Here is a 23,785-nt window from a genome sequence, read left to right as displayed (position 1 = left end):
AACACAGTGAATACGTATCCATTTTCAATATCGCGGTTGCAAAAAGCATTACTGGCAGTAGGTTCATTTTCATGTTTAGGGCTGAGTTCAGTTTTGGCACATGCAGAAGCTGAAGAGGGTATAGCACAACTCGAAACCATCACTGTAACTGCTCAAGCCGCACAATCGGGCTATTATCAACCCACAGTCAATTTAACGGGTTTTACCCAACAGAACTTGGCCGAAATTCCCGCTTCAATCAGTATCATTACGGCAGAGCGTATTGCGGATCAACATGCAAAAAACCTATCAGATGTCGTGAAAAATGATGCGGCTGTCGGCGATGGCTATGCACCGATTGGTTATTATTCTAATTTTGTCATGCGTGGCTTTAGTTTAAATGCTGGTTCTAGCTATTTACTCAATGGTCACTTATTGCGTGGTGAACAAAATGTCGCGCTGGAAAATAAAGAACAGGTCGAAATTTTAAAGGGAATCAGTGCTATTCAAAGTGGGATGTCGACTCCTGCAGGGGTGGTCAACTATGTGACCAAACGTCCCCAAGACATTCGCGCTATAACCGTGGAAGGTGATAGTCATGGTGGCAACCGAGTTGCAACTGACTTGGGTGGTTTCTTTGGGCACGAGCAGCAGTTTGGCTATCGTATGAATTTAGCTAAAGAAGAAATGCATCCCTATGTGGATCATGCCGATGGTCAGCGCCTGTTTGGGGCTTTAGCTTTAGACTGGAAAATCTCAGATCGTTCAAAACTTGAATTTGATATTGAATCACAGCGTCAGCGTCAACGCTCTGTGCCCGGTTATCAATTATTAGATGGTCAAACTGTACCGACTGGGGTGGAATGGGATCGTTTGCTCGGCTATCAAAGTTGGGGCAAACCTGTGACCAATGAAAGTCTCAATAGCAGTTTAAATTTGATTCATCAGTTTAATGACAATTGGACAGGCAAGCTCTCAGCATCACAAAGTCGAGTGGTGGTAGATGATTATTCAGCATTCCCTTGGGGCTGTTATAGTGATGTGTGCCAATTTACAGGTTTAGGTAATACCTTTGACCAAAATGGCAATTATGATATTTATGAGTTCCGTAGTCCAAATGACAGTTATCTCACCAATCAGTTTAAAGCAGGGCTGAACGGAACATTTGCTACAGGTTCTTGGCAGCATCATTTGAGTTTGGACTTGTCTCAGACCTATAAACGTCATGCCCAATATGATGCAATTAATGAGCTAGTGGGAACAGGCAATATTTATACGGATCCTGCAACCTATAGCCCATCGACTACCGCTTTAGGTAATCATTACAAATCATTAAATAGTGAACAAACGGCTTTAAATCTATTGGATCAAATTGCTTTTAATTCGCAATGGTCGGTACTGTTGGGTGGCAAGTTGCTGCATTTAGATGAACAAACCTATGCAGCGGATGGCAACCAAATTCGCGACACCAACTTTAACCGTTTCTTACCGCAAATGGCAGTCATGTATCAGCCTTGGGAACAGACCCATGTCTATGCTTCTTATGCCAAAGGACTCAGTGATGGTGGGCAAGCGCCGTGGTATGCCAATAATGCTTTTGCTACGTTAGCACCATTGCATTCGACACAATATGAAATCGGTGTTAAGCAGCAATGGCAGGCCTTGCTATTTACCGCAGCTATATTTGATTTAAAGCAAGACAATCAATATACAGACTCAAACTATAATTATGTTGCAGATGGTGAGCAGCATAACCTTGGCTTAGAGTTAGGTTTGCAGGGACGTTTGACGCCAAATTTAGATATGACCTCGAGTTTGGCATTAACCCGTTCACGTTTAACGGACATCGCCACAGCTGAATATCAAAACCATCAAACGCAAAATGTTCCGAAAGTTCGTTTTGCCAGTCATTTGTCCTATCAAGTTCCACAAGTACAAGGATTACGTTTGTTGGCAGGCATGCAATACAGTAGCAGCAAATATGCCAACAAAGCCGGTACGGTAAAAGTGTCTGGATATAGTGTCTTTGATGCTGGTGCAGCGTATAACTTCCGCGCTTATGGTTATGAGAATACGCTACGGTTTAATGTGGATAACCTGTTGAATAAAAAATACTGGCGTGATGCGGGTAGCTTCTTCGGGGATGATTACTTGTTCCTTGGTGCCCCACGGACGGCACAGTTTGCTTGGACTGTAAATTTCTAAGTTAGGCAATCAAAAGTTAAAACTGCCTGTGTCGAACACAGGCAGTTTTTTTATGCTCAAAAAATATCGTGTGCTGATAATGCTTTGTAATGCTCTCTATTTTTTTAGATGAATCCGATAAGCCATACTGTCTTTGCCAATACGGCTGTGAGCTATACACGAGCTTACGAAGTGCTAAAATTCTAATCCGTATGCAATGCCAAAAATGTTTTGGCTCATACTTAAATCTGCTTCACCGCCACCAAAATTGACCGGAATTGAGCCTTGTCCTTTTACGCTTTCTTCTAATGCATGCGTATAGGCCAGACTAATTTTTTGCTGCTGATCAATTTTCCATGTTGCCCCTAAACTTACATGTTGCTGGACTACACCAGGGGCGAGAATATTCAGAAAGGTTTGATCATTGGCTACGGGTTGATCATTATAACTATAGCCTGCGCGCAAGGTGAGTTTGTCTGTAGCTTGATAGGTGGTCGAAACTTTATAGACATTAATATCGTGCCAACCAAAGCCAGGGCCTTGATCGGTACCAAATCTGTTGCCAGCAAATAACGGTTCGAGCCCATTGCCGACCGAATCTACATCCGAATAGTTAATGCGTAAATAGTCCGTTGCAAGGGATAATGCTGGGGTAAGCTGATAATTTAAACCAATTCCATAGCTTTCAGGCACATCGAAATCACCCTGTTCTGCAAATAGACCTGCATATTTCTTAAAGCGGCTGGCATCAATTTTCGACGAATAACTTGCACCAATTGTCAGATCTTGATTGGGTTTGATTGACCAGCCAATACGAGCCCCTACACCATAGGATTCATCATTACCACGGTTGCTAATGGCATTGGCATTTTCTGAAACCCCACCGAACACATCGCCATTAAAGCCTTGTGCGCTGAAACGTTGATATAAAATATTAGCGGCTAATGCAATAGATTGATGATCTGTATATTTCCATGCCAAGGCAGGCGAGATAAAGGCTTGCGTTAAAGAAATTCCCGCACTGCCGCTGTTATTGAAAACAGCATAGGGATTATTTTTATAATGGGTATTCATGCCACCATTGCCATAAACCGCGATACCTGCAGTGAATTGGGAATTAATTGGATGGGTATAGCCGAATTCTGGAATGACGAAGTATTTACGGCTATTGGCATCATAATGCCCATTTGCCCCCGCTAGATTGCCCGAAATTTCCGACTCACGTTCCGGCGCGAAAATCGTGAGCCCTGTATCTAAACGCTGACCTAACCAGCTTAAACCTGCTGGATTACTGGCAATGGTTAAACTGTCCTGAAAATTGGCAATTGCAGTTCCGGCATTTCCCTGAGAATTGACGCTATATGCATGCATGAAATATCCCGTTGTCGCAAATGCAGAGGTCGAAAACAGTGGCGCAAGCACTGCAACGGAAATAAAAGAAGCGAGATATTTCATTAGAATATAGATTGATAAAAAATAATATGTGTTGAAGTATATTGAAAAGCTTAATTTATGTATTCGAATATAAATTCATATCTTTATTTACATTTTGAATATAGAGGCAAGATTCTTAGATAACCAAATTATCCGCCAGACTCAAATAGGAGGGATGATGGTTGAATGCAAGCTTTAAAAATCACATGGCGCTAAATCTGACTGGCTAGCGATTGGGTGGCTATACAGGGGAGTCAGTAGCCATAAAAAAAGAGCTTAATTTAAGCTCTTTCTTTTCAAATTTAACTTGGCTATTGACAGCTAAAATTCTCAGCGGCTTCACTATCCCCTTGACCCTTATAGCGGGCAATCAATGGATACGGGCAAAGTGGACGGGTTCGGTTAGCTGACCAATCTGCAGGCAGCTCAGTATTGATGACACCGCTGGCATTTCCGACACCGCGAGCAGATGCCACAATACGGTCAGGCGCTTGACCATATTCGACCCAATTGACTAATGCTGTAAGCGCATCAAATTGATCGGTTGCAATCCCGCCACGAGAATGGTTCATGCCCGGGACTCTGAAAAAACGGACAAAACTCGGAGCAGTAGCATAGGCATTATTTTGATATTGCTGTAGTAATTGATCATACCAATGCTGTGTATCATCGACCGAGAATACTCCATCGGCAGTTCCTTGGACAACAATCATTTTGCCGCCATGTTGTTGGAGTTTATCCAGATTTAATTCATCTGGAGGAAGCATAAAAGACATGGCGCTTTCTTGATAGGTTGCATTGCTGGCCGATAATTTCGGATAGTCTGTATCAAAGTTAAAATTGAAAGCAAACTGACGCGAATTAAGCATGACCTCGGGATTTGGGGGAACTTGAAAAATGATTCCCACAGCCACAGGGTCACGTGCGGTGCCGACCGAAGATTCAAATTTCCAACTGGCCCAGTTGCTGCCCAATAGCCCCGGGTCAAAAGGTTGCGTGGCATATAAGGCTTCACCCTTTGAGTTCACGGGACCGCGATAAATATTCGCCAGTACATCAATTTGATCTGTAGACAGACAGTTTCCATCTCGTGTGCTAGCACAAACGGGAACATCGCGATGGATATCAAAGGCTGTGCGACAAGCTTCTACATCTTGAACTAAGCCATCCGCTATACCATCCAAAGCATCACATTGATTTAAAATGGATTGAGCCAGAACCTTGCGTTCAGATAGGGTGAGGGCCGTACTTAAATCGTTTTCATCGCTGGCAACACGACGTAATTGTTGTGCGGTATAGAGTTGCGCGGCTGCTGCACGAGGGAGATGAAAACCAGGCGTGCTGGCGAGAATGCCGTCATACTGATCGCCCAAACGTGTCGCCGCCATCATGGCATGTCGTCCACCATTGGATGTTCCACCTGCATAAGAACGATCAGGCTGTTTCCCATACGCAGCTTGAATTAAATTTTTCGCCATAGGCGTGAGCTTGCTGATGGCACCATAACCGTAATCTATCCGCGCTTGAGGATCCAGTCCAAAGAGTGGATTTTGTGTGGCATTGTGTCCTGCATCAGAAGAAATCACTGCAAAACCATCATGTAAAGCGTTGCTTAAGGGGCCGCCACTTCCGACTTGACCTGTTGCTGTTGCGATATTGCCATCAGTACCACCATTGCCTTGATAGAGAAAGCGCCCATTCCAATCGAGCGGTAAACGCATTTCAAAACCAATTTGATAGGTTTGTCCATCAATCGGGCTGGTGCGTGGATACATATAGCCTGTCACTAAGCAATGTGCTGCAATGTCTTGCCCCGCGATTTGGAGGCTGCCCGCTGCTTTTAGGGTTGCAGAAGTAATACTGGTGTTGGCAAATTGGAATCCTGTTAAATCGCTACAAGCCCCTTTTAATGTTGTTCCAACCGCAGGTGTGAGTTGTGGAATCTGTGGCTTAACTTGGCTGGTTACATTGGCGTTATTTTCACTATTGTCGCCACAGGCCGCCAGACTGATACATAAAGCAAGCATGCTCAAAGGCTTAGACCAATCTCTCGGCGCAAATCGTTTTTTCATTGTTCAAAATCCATTTTTATTGTTTAAACTTTAATCTGAGAGCACCATAAAATTGGCAGTACTTCTCGCAATCCGTTTATGGTTTTGCCAAGCTTCACTTTCGATATTTAAAATGGTCTTGCCTTGCTTGATAAAGCGGCACTTGGTGTTGACGATACCGACGTGGCAGGGGTGTAGAAAATCCGTGCTTAGGTTGATGCTCGTTGCGGGTTTTTGCCCATTGACAATAAAGGCAAATAAGCCCATCACATCATCTAGCATGGCACAGAGCATGCCACCTTCGACGGTGCCGCGTGGATTGGTAAAACTGTCTAAAGCCATATAGCTAATTTCGAGTTCCAGTTGTTCTGCATGCCATTGAATGTTGTGTCCCCCAAGAAGATGGTGGATGGGGGGCAATGTTGCTAAAGTGCTTAGGGTCATAATGAAAGATCCATTTTTCGGAAGATGACTAAAAGATAGATAGAGCTTCGATACTTATTGCAGCGTATAAGCATCATAAATAACGGCTTTGCCTAGACGCATGGCACTGCCGACAGCAACGGTTTGATTCAACCATGCATATTTGGGGGAGCTGGTTTCAAACTGCATGGTAATTTTGAAATAGTATTTGTTCGGGTCGACATCTTCGCCCTGAGCCAGTTGCTTTAAAACTTCGCTTGAACCATGCCTGTAGCCCTTGGTTTGTAAATAAATTAAAGCGCCATCTTCCGTTTCTAGTAGATAACGGGTATCAATAATCGCCAGTCCTTGACTGTCCACAATCTGCCAATCGGCACCGTTATTGAGAATGCGTCCCTTAAGTTGTTTACCTTGAAAGCTGCCCCCTGTAATTGGAATAATTCGGCGTTTTCCCCCATCACTGGTGGTGCCGAGTTCCCAAACTGGCGCATTTAAATCTACGTTAAATTGCGCCAAAGGTTCTAAATGCGGGGTGGGTGGATGGTATTGAGTTTCCGCATGCGTCAGGCTGAGTAAGCTCAAGCCAAAGCCGAGGCTGAGTATTTTTTTCATGATATTGATCTCAATAAAAAGAGGTTCGGCAGCAGCAAAACCTCAGTCAGCATTATTTAAATTTCCAGGTGTAGTCGATATTGATACGGGTTTCGTTGGAAGGTTTGATGTTGGCGCTAGACAGCATGTTGTTGTCATACATGGCATAACGCGCGCGTAATCCAAGATTTTTGAAGATGCCTTTTTGCACGGTATAGCCAAGATCAAAATCGGTTTCATGTTCTTTTAAATTGTCACCCCCCAAATTGGGTGCATAGATATTGTCCCCAGTGGTATAGCGGGTCATAAAGCGTAAACCGGGCACATAGTTTTTAAAATCATATTCGTAACGGAAGCTATAGACATGCTCTTTGGCATTCAAAAATTCCGCTGGCCAAGTGTCGATTAAGAGCCCCGTTTCCCCCCCTGTTAAGTATGGAAAAGCGGTGTCACCCATATGATGGAAAGTGGCAAGAATAAACTTGTGATTTTGATGCTTGAGCTCGAAGTAACCATGAATCAGATCGTTATCCACCAAACCTGCTTTGGCTTGCCCGTCTTCACGACTGCGGTAGTAACGTAATTGTGAGCTAAAATTGTTGCTGTCATTGAATTTGTGATTATAGCTAACACCAAACATGGACTGGTTATACAGGTCTTGTACATCCATATAAAAGCTGGTCAGTTTGGTGCTTGGAATGAGTTGATAGTTGCCCCCGAGATAATACAGTTGATCGGTATCAGCGCTTTTAAAGCGACCATTGACCGCTGAAATCCGCAGGTTTTCCCAGTTGGTTGAATCGCGTTGATTGACCTGATCAATATAAGCCGATTGAAAATCCAGATTTGGAATGTCCTTCGAGTCTAGTGAAATCCCGCGATAGGTTTGCGGTAAAAGTCGCGCTGGTGATGCGACCAATACGGGATTCATCGGTCTAAGCGTACCGACTTTTAACTCGGTTTTACTGATTTTAGATTTGCCTGTGATTCCGATTTGTCCATAACTGGAAGCAGGTTCATTGGTGACAGGATCACGTGGTAAGTTACCCGTACCTGCATAGTCTGCACTGGCATCCAATTTAAAACCTGCGGTGGCCAAAAGGTCGAGTCCAAAGCCTACGGTGCCTTCGGTATAACCTGAATTGGCTCTGAAAATGAAACCTTGGGTCCAATCTTTCGCTGCGGGATATTTGGATACTTCCTGATAGTCACGATCAAAATAGAAATTTCGTGTGGTTAAGTCGACCGTGCTGTTATCAATAAAGCCGCCTGCGAAAGCCGTGCCGGAAAGCATGAGGGTAGAGTACATCCATAGTTTAGATTTCATTGCATTTCTTCCTGAAATATCATTGTTGTTTTAAAACAGGCAGATAAATGATCTGCCTTTGATGTCTGTAATTTCGAATTATTTTCCAAGCAGTTCGCGCGCCACGATTTCCTTCATAATTTCGTTGGTGCCGCCATAAATTTTTTGTACTCGAGCATCGACAAAAAAGCGCGAGATTGGGTATTCCTGCATATAACCGTAACCACCAAACAGTTGCAGCAATTGGTCTACGACTTCGCATTGCGTGTCGGTAATAAAGCATTTCAATGCAGCGACATGACTGACTGTTAATTGGTCCTGATGGTATTGCTCGGCACATTCATGCACAAAAGCCTGCGCAGCTTTGGCTTTAATTTGGGTATTGGCGAGCACAAAACGGGTATTTTGCATTTGGCTGAGTGGTTGCCCAAAGGCCTTGCGTTCTAATACATAATCTTTGGTGAGTTGTATGGCGCCAAACATCGAACCGAGTGCCATCATGGAAATGCTCAAGCGTTCGCGTGGCAATTCTTGCATTAAATAAGAAAAGCCTTTGCCTTCATCTCCTAAAAGTTGGGATTTGGGAACTTGGACTTGATCAAAAAAAAGCTCTGCGGTGTCTTGGGCATGTAGGCCGATTTTTTTCAATGATCTGCCTTTTTCGACCCCTTTTAAATTGGCATCTACCAGTAATAATGAAATCCCTTTGGCGCGTGCTTCTGGGTCGGTTTTGGCCACCAAAATAATTAAGTCGGCATGCAGACCATTGGAAATAAAGGTTTTTGATCCATCTACGATATAATGCTCATCCTTTAAAATCGCTTGAGTGCGAATGGCTTGTAAGTCTGAGCCTGCATTGGCTTCAGTCATGGCAATGGCCGTTACGACCTCACCCGTCACCATTTTCGGGAGCCAATATTTTTTTTGTTCTTCCGTGCCAATATTTTGCAGATAGGGCGAGACCAGTTCGTTCTGTCCACCAATCGCGACGGCCAAGGAGGTAAAACCAGCTTGCGCAGTTTCCTGTACGAGCATCAGGGAATAATGTACAGGGGCACCATAACCGCCATATTCTTCAGGCACATCCACGCATAAAAAGCCATTTTCACCGAGTTGCTTCCACACACTTCGCGGAATCAAGCCATCTTCTTCCCATTGCTCATAATGGGGAGCGACATATTCTTTGAGGAAGCGTCGATAGTTATCTCTAAACAGTTCAAATTCGGTATCGTGTTGCATACTTCACCTTTTTTTGGCAAAAGTCAGGGTAAAGCCCAAGGTTAGCTGAGCTTTTTTACTGTGATTTCAATGGATTAGTTGTTAAGCGTTGGAATCCGAATGATCAGGGCATTATCAGATTGTTTCTGATACAACTCTTCAATTCGATTGGCGCGTCGTTTGAGGATATTGCTTTGATTAAGATTGCCTTTATCCGTGACTTCGCCTGCATCCAGTTGTGGTGCTTCAGTTTGTAGGTAAAGCATGGAAACGCGATTGGAACTACCTGTCGCATCTTTGTTGTAGTGCATCAAGAATTGACGGAACCATTGCTGAATTTTCGGATGTTTCAAAATTTCTTCAGCACTATGCTCTGATAAAGAAAATCCCGCATAATCGGCACAGGCATCTAGTTTAGGGAAAATCAGAAAGCCAATCGCATTCAGGTTTGAGCCTGTAATGCAGACATCCTGAATCAGCAAATTGCCTTGAATCAGTACTTTATTTCGTAAGGTGCCAACATTGACAAAAGTACCTGTATTTAATTTAAAGTCTTCAGCAATCCGGCCATCGTACATCAGCCCTTGAGTTGGATCCTGTTCATCGACCAAACGCACAGCATCGCCCGTATGGAAAAAGCCTTCTTCATCAAACACAGGACTCTGCTGATCGGCACTTAAACGCCAGTAACCTTTCATGACGTGTTTGCCACGCACACAAAATTCCAGTTTGTCGCCATATGGCACCAATTTAATTTCACATCCTGGAGCCGGGTAGCCAATAAAACCCGCCATGACGCGTGGGCCTGTGGTAAAAGCACAAGAGGGTGCGGTTTCGGTCATGCCGAGCCCACTCATAATACGGATTTTTTCTCCACAGTGTTGTTGTGCAATGCGATCTAGCCGGTTCCAACCAGCTTCGGATAAGGCTGCTCCTGCGAAAAACAGAATTTTCACTTTTGCAAAGAAACGTTCCCTTAGTTCGGCATCTTTCTCTAGGGCGTCGGTCAGTTCTTCCCAGCCTTTAGGTACATTTAAATACACCGTTGGGGAAATTTCTTTTAAATTCCGAATAGTTTCATCAAACTTGCCTGCCACAGGTTTGCCATCGTCAATATAAATGGTACCGCCGTTATATAAGGCAATTCCAACATTATGACTGCCCCCAAAAGTATGATGCCAAGACAACCAATCCAGTAAAACAGGCGGTGTTTCTTCAAACTCGGGAAAGGTTTGGAGCAGCATCTGCTGATTCACCGATAACATTAAGTGGGTTGTCGGCACAGCCTTTGGCATTTTGGTGGAGCCAGAGGTAAATAAAAATTTGGCAATTTGATGTTCATCTAAAGTTGAATAATGTTCTTGGACATTGGTGACCGGCGTATCTAAAAGTTCTTGGAACGCCGTGCAACTATGATCCCCAATAATGCCTTTATTGGTCACAACTTCAATGTGGGCAGGGGCACATGCTGCAATGGCCTTGGCAAAAGCTCGCCCATCACTGGCATAGACCATGCCCGGAGTCAGTACTTCAAACACATGTTTTAATTTGCCAAAATCTTGAGAAACTAAGGAATAAGCAGGGGAAATGGCAGAAAAGGGAACACCCGCCAGCATTGCCGCCATGGAAAGGGTTAAATGTTCTAGATCATTTCCCGATAAAATGATTAAAGGGTGTTGTTCACTCAGATTGCGATTATGAAGCGCCTGAGCAATATGCCAAGCGCGCTGTAAAGTTTCGGCATAATTGAGTTTGATCCATTCACCTTGTGCATTGCGTTTCGCTGCAAAAATGTGTTCAGGTTTGGTTTGTGCAAAATGAATCAGACGATCAGTCAATTTTTGCGGGTAATTCTTCAGTTGTTCTTTGGGTTGAAGATACAAGATCTGATCTTGATACACATAATCAATATCATGACGCCCAAGCTTGACGAATCTTTCGCGATCTTGTGATTGAGTGGCATTCATTTGCATTGTTTTCACTCCATGGAAAGCGCATCACTGCGCTTAATTGTATTTTGCTTCATGCAATTTATATTTAGTCTGTATGCCAGATCCACGCTTAAATTGGATAGTGGCGAGCTTGGGTTTGAATGGTGATCCAACGTAATTCGGTAAATTCAGCAATGGAGGCTTTGCTGCCAAAACGTCCATAACCACTAGATTTAGTCCCGCCAAAAGGCATTTGAGCTTCGTCATGTACCGTGGCGCCGTTAATGTGACAGATCCCTGAATCAATCTGTTTCGCCACATCCAGTGCCTGCGCAATATTCTGACTAAATACGGCAGCGGATAATCCAAACTCACTGTCATTGGCGAGGGCAATGCCTTCTTCAAGGCTGCCAAAACGCTGCACCGTGCAAACAGGACCAAAAGATTCTTCGCGATACAATGCCATATCAGCTTGGATATTCAACACCAAAGTCGGTTGCATCGTGGTTGCTTCAATTTGAATCCCCAGAGGCAAGTCAGCCCCTTTGCTTTGCGCATCTTGTAGTAAATGTTGAATACGCTGCGCAGCACGAGTACTTTCTAAAACACCCAGCGCATATTGTTGCGTGCTTGGATTGCCCGCACGAATCGTACGTGTTTTTTCAACCAGTTTGTGAATGAATTGATCTGCAATATCTTCCTGTACCAGCACACGCTCGGTAGACATACAGATTTGTCCTTGATTAAAGAAGGCACCAAAGGCAACTGCATTGACCGCTTCATTCACGTCGGCCTCATTCAATACCACCACAGGGGCTTTTCCACCCAGTTCTAGCAGCACAGGCTTTAAATATTTCGCTGCTGTTTCCGCAATAATTTTGCCAACTTTGGTTGAACCTGTAAAATTTATACGTTTCACAGCAGGGTGAGAAATTAAACGCTCGACAATTTGCGGTGCGTCTTCGGCGGCATGGGTAATCACATTGACGACACCCTCTCCTAAGCCTGCTTCATGCAGCACTTGACCAATTAAGCGCTGGGTAGCAGGGCAAGCTTCGGAAGCCTTGAGCACCACGGTATTCCCACATGCGAGTGGCATGGCCAAAGCACGGGTAGCCAAAATAATCGGCGCATTCCACGGAGCAATGCCGACCACGACACCGCAAGGCACACGTATGCCCATTGCCATATTGCCGGGTACATCAGAGGGAATCAGGCTGCCATCCATTTGCGTGGTCATGGCTGCGGCTTCACGTAACATATTGGCAGCTAAGTGGACATTGAACCCATACCATGTCGCTGTTGAACCTGTTTCACGCATGCCAATTTGAATGAATTGCTCAGTGTTTTGATCCATGAGGTCGGCGGCTTTTAACAAGCGCAAGCGACGTTCAGTCGGAGAAAGTTTCGACCACGCTTGAAACGCTTGAGCCGCGGATTCAATGGCACGATCGACATCGGCTACGGTTGCGGCAGCTGCAATGCTGGCAACTTGACCATCAATCGGACTGATTCGCTCAAAAGTCGCGTGATTGGAAGCATCGACTGACTGACCATGAATCAGCAACTGAACTTGATTCAATGGCGTGGCGCGATTTCGCACAGACTCAACTAGAGTCAAGTGCGGCTCAGCACGAGCATTATCATCGGTGCTTTCTACAGATTCATCATGTCTAAGTGACTGTACATTGTGCATGGGTTGTATCCTTACATAACCATCTAAAATTTAATCATTAACCAGTACGTTTGTAGCTTTGTAAACCTGGTTTAATCGATTTTTCATCTAAAAACTGTTTTAAGCCTTCTTGACGACCACCTTCGGTATCGCGATGGATACATTGATCGAGTTTGGCATATAAGTAGTCTTCATTTTGATCCCAAGTTAATTCACGGCAACGCTTAAAGCCATTTTTCGCGGTACGTAACACCACTGGATTTTTCTCAAGCAGAATGTTGGCCAATTCGGTCACTTCCGCTTTTAAATCTGCTAAAGGGACACTCTTATTAATCAAGCCCATATTTTCAGCTTCTTTACCGCTAAAGGTTTTGCCAGTCATGATGTAATACAGGGAGGTACGATGTCCAACTGTATCCGCCATTGCTTTGCTGACTAAATTGCCAGGAGGAATCCCCCAGTTAATTTCAGATAAACCAAAGGTTGCTTCATCTGCCGCTATGGCGAGATCACACGCCACTAAAGGAGAGAAACCGCCACCAAAACACCAGCCATTGACCATGGCAATGGTTGGTTTTGAATACATACGTAACAACTGCCACTGCCAACGGCAAGAATCACGACGAATACGTTCTTGGAAGATTTCAGGTTGGGTATCGACCTCTCGGAAATATTCCTTTAAATCCATCCCTGCGGTCCAAGAATCACCTGCACCCGTCAAGACAAGTACACGAGCATTTTGATCAAGCTCTAAAGTTTCGAGGACTTCAATCATTTCCCGATTTAATGTCGGGCTCATGGCATTTTTCTTTTCTGGACGGTTGAATGTTACCCATGCAATGCCATTTTCAACTTGTACATCTACGGTTTCCCAACGCTTATCATATGTCATGTGCTTTCTCCTTGAATGACAGTCTGTTTGTTCTTTACACAATCTAATATCAGTTAAACTTACATTCAAGTGTTTTTTGGAAAATTTCTAATTTATTTTTTAAGTGAATGAAATGTATAGTTAAAATTATATGTTTATTAAAAAAATAAAAAATACTATTGATTTTTTAATCAGTCTAACTGATATTTTAGGGGTGTTCACAGAACAGCACAAAACAACAAGATGTAATGGAAATATCAGGCAGAATAAGGATTCAGTTATGGAAAAAGTGCGACATCCTTCGACAAGGACAAAAATCACTTTATTGCTATGTTTTGCGATCGCAATTTTTGAAGGTTTTGATCTTCAATCCATGGGCGTTGCAGCGCCTCGTATGCGTGCAGAATTTATGTTGGATAATGCTCAGATGGCATGGGCTTTTAGTGCGGCCATTATCGGCACCCTACCTGGAGCGATTATCGGTGGCAGACTCGCAGATATTGTTGGGCGTAAAAAAGTATTAATTTTCAGTATATTGTTATTCGGCATTATGTCTTTGCTGACTGCTTTTGCGGGAGATTATCATTTAATGTTGTTGATTCGTTTTCTAACGGGACTAGGCATGGGCGGGGCATTACCAATGATGATTACGCTGGCTTCTGAGTCGGTTGCATCTGACCGTAAAGGCACAGCTGTGAGTATTATGTACAGTGGTATCCCATTTGGTGGGTTGCTAACTTCAGTTGTTGCTATGCTTCTGGTTGGGGATAGTGAATGGCGACATATTTTTTATGTCGGGGGTATTGCACCAATTTTACTCATTCCATTGCTCTTGAAGTCTTTGCCAGAATCGAGTGATTACTTGGATCGGAAAACTCAAAACCAGCAGACTACGCCATTTATGCAGGTGCTGTTTTCTAAAGATCGCCGCATGTCGACCATTCAGATTTGGATCAGTTTCTTCTGTACTTTAGTGGTTTTATATTTCTTGCTGAATTGGTTACCACTATTAATGGGAGCTCAAGGACTTTCGAAATTAGAAGCGAATTATATTCAAATGGGATATAACGTGGGCGGTATGTTTGGCTCCATACTGATGGGCATGATGCTGGATAAAATGCGCATGAGTTTCGTGATTAAATTTATCTATATGGGTATTTTGCTGTCACTTTGCTGTCTGTCTTTTTCACCGACAGTGGCGTTATTGGCTTTGTCAGCAGTAGGCTGTGGCTTATTTATTGTCGGTGGACAGTCAGCCTTGTATGGTTTAGCCGCCATGTATTATCCAACTGAAATGCGCGGCACAGGTGTTGGAGCAGCAGTAGCAATTGGTCGTATTGGTTCGTTTGCAGGTCCACTATTGGCAGGGTTCTTACTGTCGATTGGTAAAAGCGCGACCATTGTGATTGGTTCGAGTATTCCTGTAATTTTGATTGCAGCAATTTCAGCACTGATGCTTGTCAGAAAACCTAAACAGCCTGTACAGTTAATACAAAGCACGACCGCTCGTTAAATAGTTTAAATTGAAAGAAGTGTGAGCGTTTCTTCTCATGCTTCTTTCATTGGTTTTTGATGATTAAGAATTATGGTAAGCACAAGTTCAATTGATAAAAAAATAGCAGATGGTCCACGATTAAGTTATACCATCGCCCGTCTAGACCGAGTTGTTAGCAAGTATTTAACCGAGCATTTGAAAGCTTTGGATATTACGCTGCCACAATTTACCGCATTATCCGTATTGGCATCTAAAAGTAATTTGTCGAATGCCAAGTTGGCCGAGCGTTCATTTATGAAACCACAATCTGCCAATATTATTTTGCAGGATTTGCAAAGTAATCAATGGATTGAAAAAAAACCAGATCCGACTCACGGCCGCCGAATTTTGGTGACAGTCACGGATTTAGGCTTAATGAAACTGGCTGAGTGCAATAAAGTGGTAGAAGCACTCGAACAGAAAATGTTGCAAGGCATAGATATAAATCTGGCTTATTTGATTCGAAACAATTTAGACATTATGGTGAACAATTTAAAATCTGGAGAATAATCCCATGGTTTAGATCATGCCCAATGTCACGCTATTGCTGCTTAAGTATGTTCTTCTACAAAAAACTATTGTCACAACCTGAATGAATTGGGTAGCATCAATTTAAAATATTTCATTCAGTGTGGCTAGGATGTCTTCAGGACAGCAAGTTTTAATTAAATTAAGAAAAATGATTTTTTCGGGGGAACTCGAAGGGGGCAGTCGTATTGCGGAAATTCCGACAGCAGAGTTGTTGGGGGTTTCACGTCAGCCTATACGGATGGCCTTTCGCTTATTAGAACAAGAAGGCTTATTACTAAAAAACCCTACCCGGGGTTACACCGTTCGAGAAATCTCTAATAAATTGGTGAATGATGCCTTAGAAGTGCGTGGCGTACTCGAAGGTTTGGCCGCGAAGACTTTAGCCGAGCAAGGCTTATCGGAACAACAACAGCAGACTTTAAAAAACTGTATTGAACAAATAGAACAACTGTTTGCAGAGCATACCGAATTTGGCGATGAAGAGTTGACACGTTACCATGAGTTTAACGTTATTTTTCATGATACGATTATTCAAGGTGCGCAAAATATTGCGTTAATTCAGGCACTTTCAAAAAATAATCAGTTGCCAATGGCTTCCGTTCAAGCCATTACCTATGATGAATCTCGTGCACTCTCCGAATATCGTCGCTTGCATTATGCGCATTTGCAGCATTGCTCAATCTATGAAGCCTTACTGCAAGGACAATCTGGGCGTGCAGAAAGCTTAATGCGAGAGCATAGCAGCGTGGCTTTACTGGGAGAAACTGTTAAACAAATCATGAGTGAAACAGCATTATCGACTCCCACAGCTTCAGTTTAGCGAGGGAGTCTGGCGAGAGAGCTTATAGTTGGATCACCAAATGTTTGGATTTGGCCCGAGAGCAGCAAGGGGTGAATTGATTATTTAAAGCCCGCTCTTGTTCGGTCATAAAGACATCCCGATGGTCAGGCGTACCTGAAATGACACGAGTGATACAGGTCCCGCAAATGCCTTGTTCGCAAGACACGGGCACATCAAAACCATGTTCTAGCAGCGCTTGTGTCACGGTCTGTTCTGGATGGATTTCAATCCGACGTCCCGTACCCGCAATTTCTACCGTAAACATTTCATTATTTTCCTGCTTGCTTTGCTGTGCTACAAAATGCTCTTGATGCCGTTGTTCTGCGTGCCATCCTGCGGTTTCGGCTGACTGCATGACAAACTGCATAAAGCCTGTGGGCCCACAAACATAAAGGTGTTTCTCTGGCTGTGGGTCTTGCAGCACAGTTTGCATATCACATTGGGTTTCCTCCTGATCCTGAATATGAAAGTGAATCTGTTCAGCAAAATGCGTGGTCAAATTGCCATAAAAGGCGATCATTTCATGGGTGCGCACAAAATAATGTAATTCAAAAGGAATATGCTGTTCCTTTAAGCGATACGCCATTGAGAGAATCGGGGTAATGCCAATTCCACCAGCAAATAGCAGGGCTGTTTTCGTATTTTCATGTAGGGCAAATAAATTACGCGGTTGTCCAATGCTTAACACATCACCTGTTTGATAGTCTTTATGCATGCAGCGTGAACCGCCGCGTGAGTTTTCATCCTGCAGCACACCAATGACATAGCGATGTTGTTCGCTGCAACAATTCGATAGTGAATACTGTCGAGTTAAGCCATTTTTGAGAAAAACATCAATATGCGCACCTGCTTCGAAGCGAGGTAACGCGGCACCCGATGCTGAAATTAACTCAAAGGCACGGATGGAAGGGGTGAGTTGGTGAATTTTACTAATGATAACGTCCATGTTAATTCCCTTTAAATGATGTGAATATTTGGAAATTTAGCGACTTCGGATGTGACCGATGACGATTTTTCTTCATTCAATAAGCGGTCAATAATCTTGCGGGATTGAACGCCCCCCGCATCAATATTTAACATGAGTAATTTGCGCTGTGGATTGTTGAGAATATTTTGTTGTTGCTGTTCTAGCATTTCCAAATCTTCGGTGAAGATTTTGCCTTGTCCTTCACGAATTTGATCGGTGAGTTCGGTATTTTCAGGCTGGAAATTACGTGCCATGCCCCAGAAATACCAATGTGATGTTTCTGTTTCAGGGGTAATAAAATCAACCACGATAGCAGCGACTTTCTTATCTTTAGGGGCGTCATAACCGCCATGTCCGGCATGTGCAACCCCAACTTCAATATGCACATTACTTGGTGCAAAAAAATGACAGCGCTGCCAACGATCTACAGGCACTTGGTCTGCCAAATGATTCCCGCGGAGTGCCATTTGCCAAAATGGTGGGGCAGTAACGTTTTCCATATAGCGTTCGGTAATGACATGATCGCCATCCACTTTGGTGATTGGCAGCGATTCATCAATTTCTTTTTGTCCGATACTACTAGCATGCACATAGGTTTCATGGGTTAAGTCCATGAGATTGTCAATCATGAGTCGATAATCACAATGAATGTGGAACAAACCACCGCCATAACTCCACTCAGGATGATCTGCCCACTCTAAAACTGGGAGTTTGGATTCATCCGCAAGGCTTTTTTCACCAGGCCAGACCCATACAAACCCAAATTTTTCGATGACGGCATATGCTTTATTGCATGGAAATCCACTGACACGTTGAGCTGGCATAGAAATGGTTTTCCCTTCACAGCCCATGACCAGTCCATGATAACCGCAGACTAAATTGCCATCTTCGACATAGCCTAAAGATAGCGGAGCGCCACGATGCGGACAAAAGTCTTCTACAGCTGCAACTCGATTTTCTTTCGCACGATAAAACACAATTTTTTCACCGCAGATGGTACGACCTAGAGGCTTATCTTGGATTTCTTCTGGTCGGCATGCCACATACCATGCATTTTTAATGAACATTATGATGACTCCTTGTCAATTATTGGATCCAATTTATGTTTGTTTTGTAGTTTTGTCAAATACATTGAGGGTATTTATAGATAAAATGAGTGGTTATTTGTTCTTTTTAATGGGTTTGTGAAGTCGTGGTGTTGTTTTTCTGGATCCATTTGTTTGGGGTTGAGAGATTTTGGAATTGCTTTCTTAGTGGATCCATATTGTTTTTTGTTATCATTGTTTAGGTAGGATCTAGCTGATTTATTTTTTGTAAATATATGAATATTAATATTATTAATTTGTATTTTAAATCTACCTATAAAAATTCTAACAAATTTGTTGATTTTTTGGATCCATTTATACAGTATGGAAAAAGAGCAGGATGCTTCATCAAAATGATCTGTGTACAGGATCACTTTAATTCTTAATTATCCCTTCTAGGCAATTATGGATATGGATATGCATAATCACCCAATGATGTGTTTTCACATGGTCGTGTGTATTTCCATACCTAATTGGGAGATACACAATGGAAAGAAATGTTTTAGACGAGATTAACAATAATAAAATGAGCCGTTACCAATGGTTCGTGATTCTGATTTGTATATTTTTGAATGTAATTGATGGCTTTGATGTCATGGTGATGGCATTCACTGCGCCTTCTGTATCGGCTGAATGGAGTTTATCTGGTGCACAAATAGGGATATTGCTTAGTGCAGGTTTATTTGGCATGGCAGCAGGTTCAATTTTTTTAGCCCCATTAGCCGATAAAATTGGTCGTCGTTTCTTAATTCTAATTTGTTTGATTATTGCAGGCTTGAGTATGTCTGCATGTGCGATTGTGCAAAATCATACGATGCTGGCTGCACTGCGATTTATTACTGGTATTGGGGTCGGTGGAATCTTGGCGAGTAGTAACGTGTTGGCAAGTGAATATGCAAACGCACGTTGGAGAAGTCTAGCCGTCAGTTTGATGTCAACAGGTTATGGTATTGGAGCAACTTTGGGAGGCGTGCTAACTTTTGTTTTAATTGAGCATTTAGGGTGGCGTTCTGTTTTCTTGGCAGGTGGTGTTACAACCCTTGTCATGTTTGCTTTTGCTTTATGGTTATTACCAGAATCACTCGATTATTTGTTGGCCAAAAAGCCAGCGCGTGCGTTGGACAATACCAATGTAATTCTAGAGCGTATGCAGTTACAGCATTTAGACGTACTGCCACAATATGCACAAGTAGAACCGCAAAAAGGGGGGGATGTTGCCAAACTATTTCGTGGTCATCAGGGTTTTCAAACCTTGTGTTTATGGTTTGCATTTTTCTTGGTCATGTTTGGTTTTTACTTTGTAATGAGCTGGACACCAAAAATCTTAATTGCAATGGGAATGTCGCAAGATCAAGGGGTAAGCACAGGAATTTTAATCAGTATTGGGGGAATTTTTGGTGCAGCAATTATTGGGCTTTTGGCATCGCGGATTAAAATTTTCCATGCCCTCAGTTTGTTCTTGGGTTTAACCGCACTCTGTATTTTCTTATTTGTCGCAGTTTCATCACAAGTGAGTATTGCGCTGTTGGTTGGTTTATTGCTGGGTACACTTATTAACGGTTGTGTTGCAGGACTCTATTCAATTTCACCTACGATTTATGAGGCAGATATTAGAAGTCGTGGCGTTGGCTATGCGATTGGATTTGGGCGTATTGGAGCCATTTTATCCCCAACGATAGCAGGTCTATTTTTGGATCAAGGGATGTCGCCGCAACATCTTTATGTTTACTACAGCATTGTATTTGTCTTGGCAATTTTCCTGATTTTAATCTTGGGTAAGGCCGTTTATCGACATCAAAAGAGTGAAAATTACTCTTTAAATACATCGATCTAAGTATCTGTTTAAAAAATAAAAGTTGAGACAAAAATGAAAAAGACATCTTTATGGATGGGGATCTGCTTGTGCCCAATTTTTGCAAATATGGCACATGCGCAATTCGTTGCAGATAGTCAGGCTGAAATCACATTACGAAACTTCTATTTTGATCGGGATTATAAAAATGATCCTTATCGCTATACGGCTGCTCGAGACTGGGCTCAGGGACTCATATTTAAAGGGCAGTCTGGCTATACAGATGGTGCAGTAGGATTTGGTGTGGATGTCCTTGCGATGGCTGGATTTAACTTGTTAGGAAGTAAGGCAGATGATTACGCACGTACAGGTTTATTACCCGTCAATTCAGATAATTCTAGAGATGATTATTATGGGAAAATTGGCCTAACTGGTAAGGTTAAAGTAAGTAAAAATGAACTTTTTATGGGTGATCTCGTTCCGCAACTGCCCACAATTTTTTCTTCGCCAGCACGTTTATTCCCACAAACTTATCGTGGTGTAAGAGTGGTTTCGAATGAAATTCCTAAACTGCAATTGGAAGGGTTTTATGTCGATAAAGTCCGTCAACGCGATTCGATTCGCTATACCGATGTTGGTATTGATAATATAAATCATCGCTTTGATCGGGCTGCAACAACCGATCATTTCTATACACTTGGGGGAGCTTATCAGCTCAGTGATGCCTATCGAGTCCGTATGTACCATGCTGAACTACAGGATATTTACCAACAGCAATTTCTGGGTCTGAATGTTAAGCAGCCTATTTCAGATCAGTACAACTTTTTAACGGATGTTCGCTTTTTTAATAGTGATGATGCTGGAAATAAAAAAATCGGTGCTGTGGATAACCGACACTTTAGTGGGCTTTGGGGCCTCAATTTACAGGGGCATACATTATCCGTTGGTTATATGCAGTCCTTTGGCAATACCGGTTTGCCATTTTTATCCGGTGCTGAAAGTCCAGTTGTTTTAGATTTTATGAGTTCGGATTATTCAAACAAAGATGAAAAAGTGATTTCCTTACGTTATGACTATGATTTTAAGAATGTCCGTTTAGGCGATACTTCTTTAAATGGTCTACGTTTTATGACGCGCTATGCTAAAGGTGATGATATTGATTTATTAACATATGGTGAACGACGTTTTGAAGAAGAATCTTTAGAGTTTGAGCTAGGCTATCGTGTACCTGAAGGGAGTTTAAAAGGTTTGGGGCTTAGAACACGTTTTTCTCATTATCGAAATGATATGCCGACCAATATGACTTTCCATTCAGCAAATGAAACGCGTATTAATGTGGATTATAGTTTTAAATTTTAATAGGATTTTTCATAATTAACCTGAATCCTGTTTAAGCCGATGTTTCATAGTTTGAAGCATCGGCTTTTAAAATGGTAAAGAGCTTTGTTGCAAAAAGCTGTTCGGAAGTTCTTATTCAGCAATATAACTCTCAGATAAATATGCCGAAGGGTCGAAATCAAACCTATTCTGATGCATGGGGTTATTTTTTATTTTGAAAAAAACAGGGTGCGTTTAAAAAAATTGATGCTCAACAAGCTAAGATAGAAGTAAGGCAGTCCTTTGCCTTGTTCTAAATACACTATATTTTAATAAATAAATTTTGAAATTTTATCTGCAGTTTCTATAACTTGTTGAGCGATGTTTGTTTTAAATGTTTGCTCATCATAGGTCGTAATTGGACAACTCACTGACAAAACAGCAACCATTTCTTTTGTTGATTGACGATAAATCGGTGCAGCACACGCCGCCATATCTTGATTATAGTGGCCCCAACTCACCATAGAATCTTGAGTTTTGACGTAGTTTAGTCGTTGAAGTAAGTCTTTTAAGTTTTGTGGTGTTAACTCTGAAAAAGTATCCCATTCATTAAATTTTCGATAGCGATTTCGAACTTCTGTCTCTGCCAAGTTGGATAATAATAATTGTCCGATAACGGTAGCATGCGCAGGCCATCGAGTGCCCAAAGTAATAGTGCTGGTAAATGGCCCACTGGCTTGAACATTATTTACAAAAACAATATGTGTGCCTTCCAAAATAGATAAATGAACTGCGATTTTGGTTTGATCGCGTAATTCTTTCATCAGTGGTGTAGATAAATCCAGCAGGGAAAGCTTGGATAAACTATTAAAACCGAGCTCCATTACTTTTGAATCTAGCGCATAAGTTTTTTGTGATGCTTTTCTCAAATAGCCGCATGACTCGAGCGTATAAATGAGTCGAAATGCACTAGAACGGTTCACATCTATAATTTCAGCAATTTCTGAAATGGTCATTTCTTGAGCTTCGTGATTAAACGCTTGCAAAATTGCTAACCCCCGTACAAGGCCTGGTACTAAGTACCTTTCATCATTTTTTGCACTGTCAGACTCGTGTATATCTTCTTCGTTAATTTCACTCATTTGATTAAATTTCCTGCATAAAAAATAGGGGTTTAAGTTAGTGCATATTGCTTTATTTTGGGTCTATTCTAAAGTTAAAAATGGCATAAAACAACGTTTATATACAAAACAATATTTACATTAAAAAACATAACAAAATATCTAAATTTTATTAAGTTATTGAATTATATCGTCTTAAATTTATTGACATAAAAACGTCAAGAGTATTATTCTTGCTGTATGTTTTGAAAATAAATCAATGTTTTGTATATAAAACAAAATAGAGGACTCGGAGAATGAATTGGATTTCAGTTTGCGGCATAGAAGATGTCTCTGAAGATGAACCTAAAGCAGTGGATGTGAATGACAAGAAAATCGGTGTATTTGTGATTAATGATCATTATTTTGCGATTGAAAACATTTGCCCGCATGCCTACGCCTTGCTCACGGAAGGATTTATTGAAGATCAGACAGTTGAATGCCCTTTACATGAAGCAATTTTTGACATTACGACTGGTGAACTAATTAGTGGCCCAGGCTGCCGTCATTTAAGTACTTACCCTGTCCGTGTCGATGGGCAGGAAATTCAGATACAACTTTAAATCTAAGGAAGGGAGGAGAAGAGTGATGAAAACGTTTAACGAAAAGCTCGCCAGCTGGATTCATGCGACGCCAGCAACGGATGCAGGAATTAATAATATTCAGATTCCTGGTCATTCAGAGTTGTTGGTTTGGCAAACACGCTACAAAGAGCCAACGGTTTATGAGCAAGACTTTGTGAGCCAATTAATGAACGCATTCACAAATGGCGCGACGGCATTAGAGGAAGTAGTTGATGCCTTGAACCAGCAAGGTTTCCGTTCTGAAGCTGGTGAAAAATGGACTGCTGATTCTTTTACAGAAGAAATGCAACGTTTGGGCTATTGATCTAAGG

The 23,785-nt window shown here is 42.3% G+C and carries 20 protein-coding genes; 8 read left to right on the top strand and 12 right to left on the bottom strand.

The genetic code is table 11. From position 1 onward, the window contains the following. The first annotated feature begins 6 nt into the window (after window positions 1–6). Complete coding sequence (locus ACX17N_RS00215) at window positions 7–2,184, top strand: TonB-dependent siderophore receptor (RefSeq protein ID WP_458890584.1); 2,178 nt, start codon at window positions 7–9, stop codon at window positions 2,182–2,184. 174 nt (window positions 2,185–2,358) lie between these two features. On the opposite strand, the gene ACX17N_RS00210 is transcribed toward ACX17N_RS00215, so the two are convergent. From ACX17N_RS00210 to ACX17N_RS00170, 9 genes are all read right to left on the bottom strand, one after another. Then, a complete protein-coding gene (locus ACX17N_RS00210; protein ID WP_458890583.1) occupies window positions 2,359–3,618 on the bottom strand; it encodes an OmpP1/FadL family transporter in 1,260 nt (419 codons plus the stop codon). Window positions 3,619–3,908: 290 nt separating this feature from the next. After that, the gene (locus ACX17N_RS00205; protein ID WP_458890582.1) at window positions 3,909–5,669 is read right to left on the bottom strand and encodes a tannase/feruloyl esterase family alpha/beta hydrolase; all 1,761 of its coding nucleotides are present in this window, start codon (window positions 5,667–5,669) and stop codon (window positions 3,909–3,911) included. Window positions 5,670–5,699: 30 nt separating this feature from the next. Next, entirely contained in the window at window positions 5,700–6,092 is a 393-nt protein-coding gene (locus tag ACX17N_RS00200; RefSeq protein WP_458890581.1) for a PaaI family thioesterase, read from the bottom strand. A gap of 54 nt (window positions 6,093–6,146) precedes the next feature. Further along, window positions 6,147–6,683 carry a DUF3237 domain-containing protein gene (locus ACX17N_RS00195; protein WP_458890580.1) on the bottom strand — a complete coding sequence of 179 codons (537 nt, stop codon included), beginning with the start codon at window positions 6,681–6,683 and terminating at the stop codon, window positions 6,147–6,149. A 52-nt stretch (window positions 6,684–6,735) separates the two neighbouring features. Then, window positions 6,736–7,989: an OprD family porin gene (locus ACX17N_RS00190; RefSeq protein WP_458890579.1), complete on the bottom strand. Its 1,254-nt coding sequence runs from the start codon at window positions 7,987–7,989 to the stop codon at window positions 6,736–6,738. A gap of 78 nt (window positions 7,990–8,067) precedes the next feature. Next, window positions 8,068–9,207: an acyl-CoA dehydrogenase family protein gene (locus ACX17N_RS00185; RefSeq protein ID WP_458890578.1), complete on the bottom strand. Its 1,140-nt coding sequence runs from the start codon at window positions 9,205–9,207 to the stop codon at window positions 8,068–8,070. A gap of 74 nt (window positions 9,208–9,281) precedes the next feature. Continuing rightward, the gene (locus ACX17N_RS00180) at window positions 9,282–11,168 is read right to left on the bottom strand and encodes a feruloyl-CoA synthase (RefSeq protein ID WP_458890577.1); all 1,887 of its coding nucleotides are present in this window, start codon (window positions 11,166–11,168) and stop codon (window positions 9,282–9,284) included. A 79-nt stretch (window positions 11,169–11,247) separates the two neighbouring features. Then, window positions 11,248–12,699: an aldehyde dehydrogenase gene (locus tag ACX17N_RS00175; protein ID WP_458891100.1), complete on the bottom strand. Its 1,452-nt coding sequence runs from the start codon at window positions 12,697–12,699 to the stop codon at window positions 11,248–11,250. 151 nt (window positions 12,700–12,850) lie between these two features. Further along, complete coding sequence (locus ACX17N_RS00170; protein WP_458890576.1) at window positions 12,851–13,684, bottom strand: p-hydroxycinnamoyl CoA hydratase/lyase; 834 nt, start codon at window positions 13,682–13,684, stop codon at window positions 12,851–12,853. A gap of 259 nt (window positions 13,685–13,943) precedes the next feature. On the opposite strand from ACX17N_RS00170, the gene mhpT reads away from it, so the two are divergent. The 3 genes from mhpT (at window position 13,944) to ACX17N_RS00155 (ending at window position 16,548) form a co-directional block, all read left to right on the top strand. Beyond that, window positions 13,944–15,176, top strand: a complete 1,233-nt coding sequence (mhpT, locus tag ACX17N_RS00165) for a 3-(3-hydroxy-phenyl)propionate transporter MhpT (protein WP_458890575.1) — start codon at window positions 13,944–13,946, stop codon at window positions 15,174–15,176. A gap of 72 nt (window positions 15,177–15,248) precedes the next feature. Next, a complete protein-coding gene (locus ACX17N_RS00160; RefSeq protein WP_458890574.1) occupies window positions 15,249–15,707 on the top strand; it encodes a MarR family winged helix-turn-helix transcriptional regulator in 459 nt (152 codons plus the stop codon). 130 nt (window positions 15,708–15,837) lie between these two features. After that, a complete protein-coding gene (locus ACX17N_RS00155; RefSeq protein WP_458890573.1) occupies window positions 15,838–16,548 on the top strand; it encodes a GntR family transcriptional regulator in 711 nt (236 codons plus the stop codon). A gap of 22 nt (window positions 16,549–16,570) precedes the next feature. Here ACX17N_RS00155 and ACX17N_RS00150 read toward each other — a convergent pair whose 3' ends face one another. Both ACX17N_RS00150 and ACX17N_RS00145 read right to left on the bottom strand, forming a co-directional pair. Continuing rightward, entirely contained in the window at window positions 16,571–17,515 is a 945-nt protein-coding gene (locus ACX17N_RS00150) for a PDR/VanB family oxidoreductase (RefSeq protein WP_458890572.1), read from the bottom strand. Between the two features lie 11 nt (window positions 17,516–17,526). After that, the gene (locus ACX17N_RS00145; protein ID WP_458890571.1) at window positions 17,527–18,603 is read right to left on the bottom strand and encodes an aromatic ring-hydroxylating dioxygenase subunit alpha; all 1,077 of its coding nucleotides are present in this window, start codon (window positions 18,601–18,603) and stop codon (window positions 17,527–17,529) included. Window positions 18,604–19,108: 505 nt separating this feature from the next. On the opposite strand from ACX17N_RS00145, the gene ACX17N_RS00140 reads away from it, so the two are divergent. Beyond that, complete coding sequence (locus tag ACX17N_RS00140; RefSeq protein ID WP_458890570.1) at window positions 19,109–20,455, top strand: MFS transporter; 1,347 nt, start codon at window positions 19,109–19,111, stop codon at window positions 20,453–20,455. A gap of 33 nt (window positions 20,456–20,488) precedes the next feature. Continuing rightward, window positions 20,489–21,772, top strand: a complete 1,284-nt coding sequence (locus ACX17N_RS00135) for an OprD family outer membrane porin (RefSeq protein ID WP_458890569.1) — start codon at window positions 20,489–20,491, stop codon at window positions 21,770–21,772. Between the two features lie 287 nt (window positions 21,773–22,059). On the opposite strand, the gene ACX17N_RS00130 is transcribed toward ACX17N_RS00135, so the two are convergent. Further along, window positions 22,060–22,872, bottom strand: a complete 813-nt coding sequence (locus ACX17N_RS00130) for an IclR family transcriptional regulator (RefSeq protein ID WP_458890568.1) — start codon at window positions 22,870–22,872, stop codon at window positions 22,060–22,062. Between the two features lie 275 nt (window positions 22,873–23,147). On the opposite strand from ACX17N_RS00130, the gene ACX17N_RS00125 reads away from it, so the two are divergent. Together ACX17N_RS00125 and ACX17N_RS00120 are read left to right on the top strand one after the other, a co-directional pair. Further along, entirely contained in the window at window positions 23,148–23,453 is a 306-nt protein-coding gene (locus tag ACX17N_RS00125) for a non-heme iron oxygenase ferredoxin subunit (RefSeq protein ID WP_458890567.1), read from the top strand. A 25-nt stretch (window positions 23,454–23,478) separates the two neighbouring features. After that, window positions 23,479–23,778 carry a recombinase-like helix-turn-helix domain-containing protein gene (locus tag ACX17N_RS00120; RefSeq protein ID WP_458890566.1) on the top strand — a complete coding sequence of 100 codons (300 nt, stop codon included), beginning with the start codon at window positions 23,479–23,481 and terminating at the stop codon, window positions 23,776–23,778. The last annotated feature ends 7 nt before the right edge of the window (window positions 23,779–23,785 follow it).

The organism is Acinetobacter sp. GXMZU3951, assembly GCF_054457875.1.
Note: the sequence above shows the minus strand (reverse complement) of the source record. Positions and strands in the feature narration are given on the sequence as shown.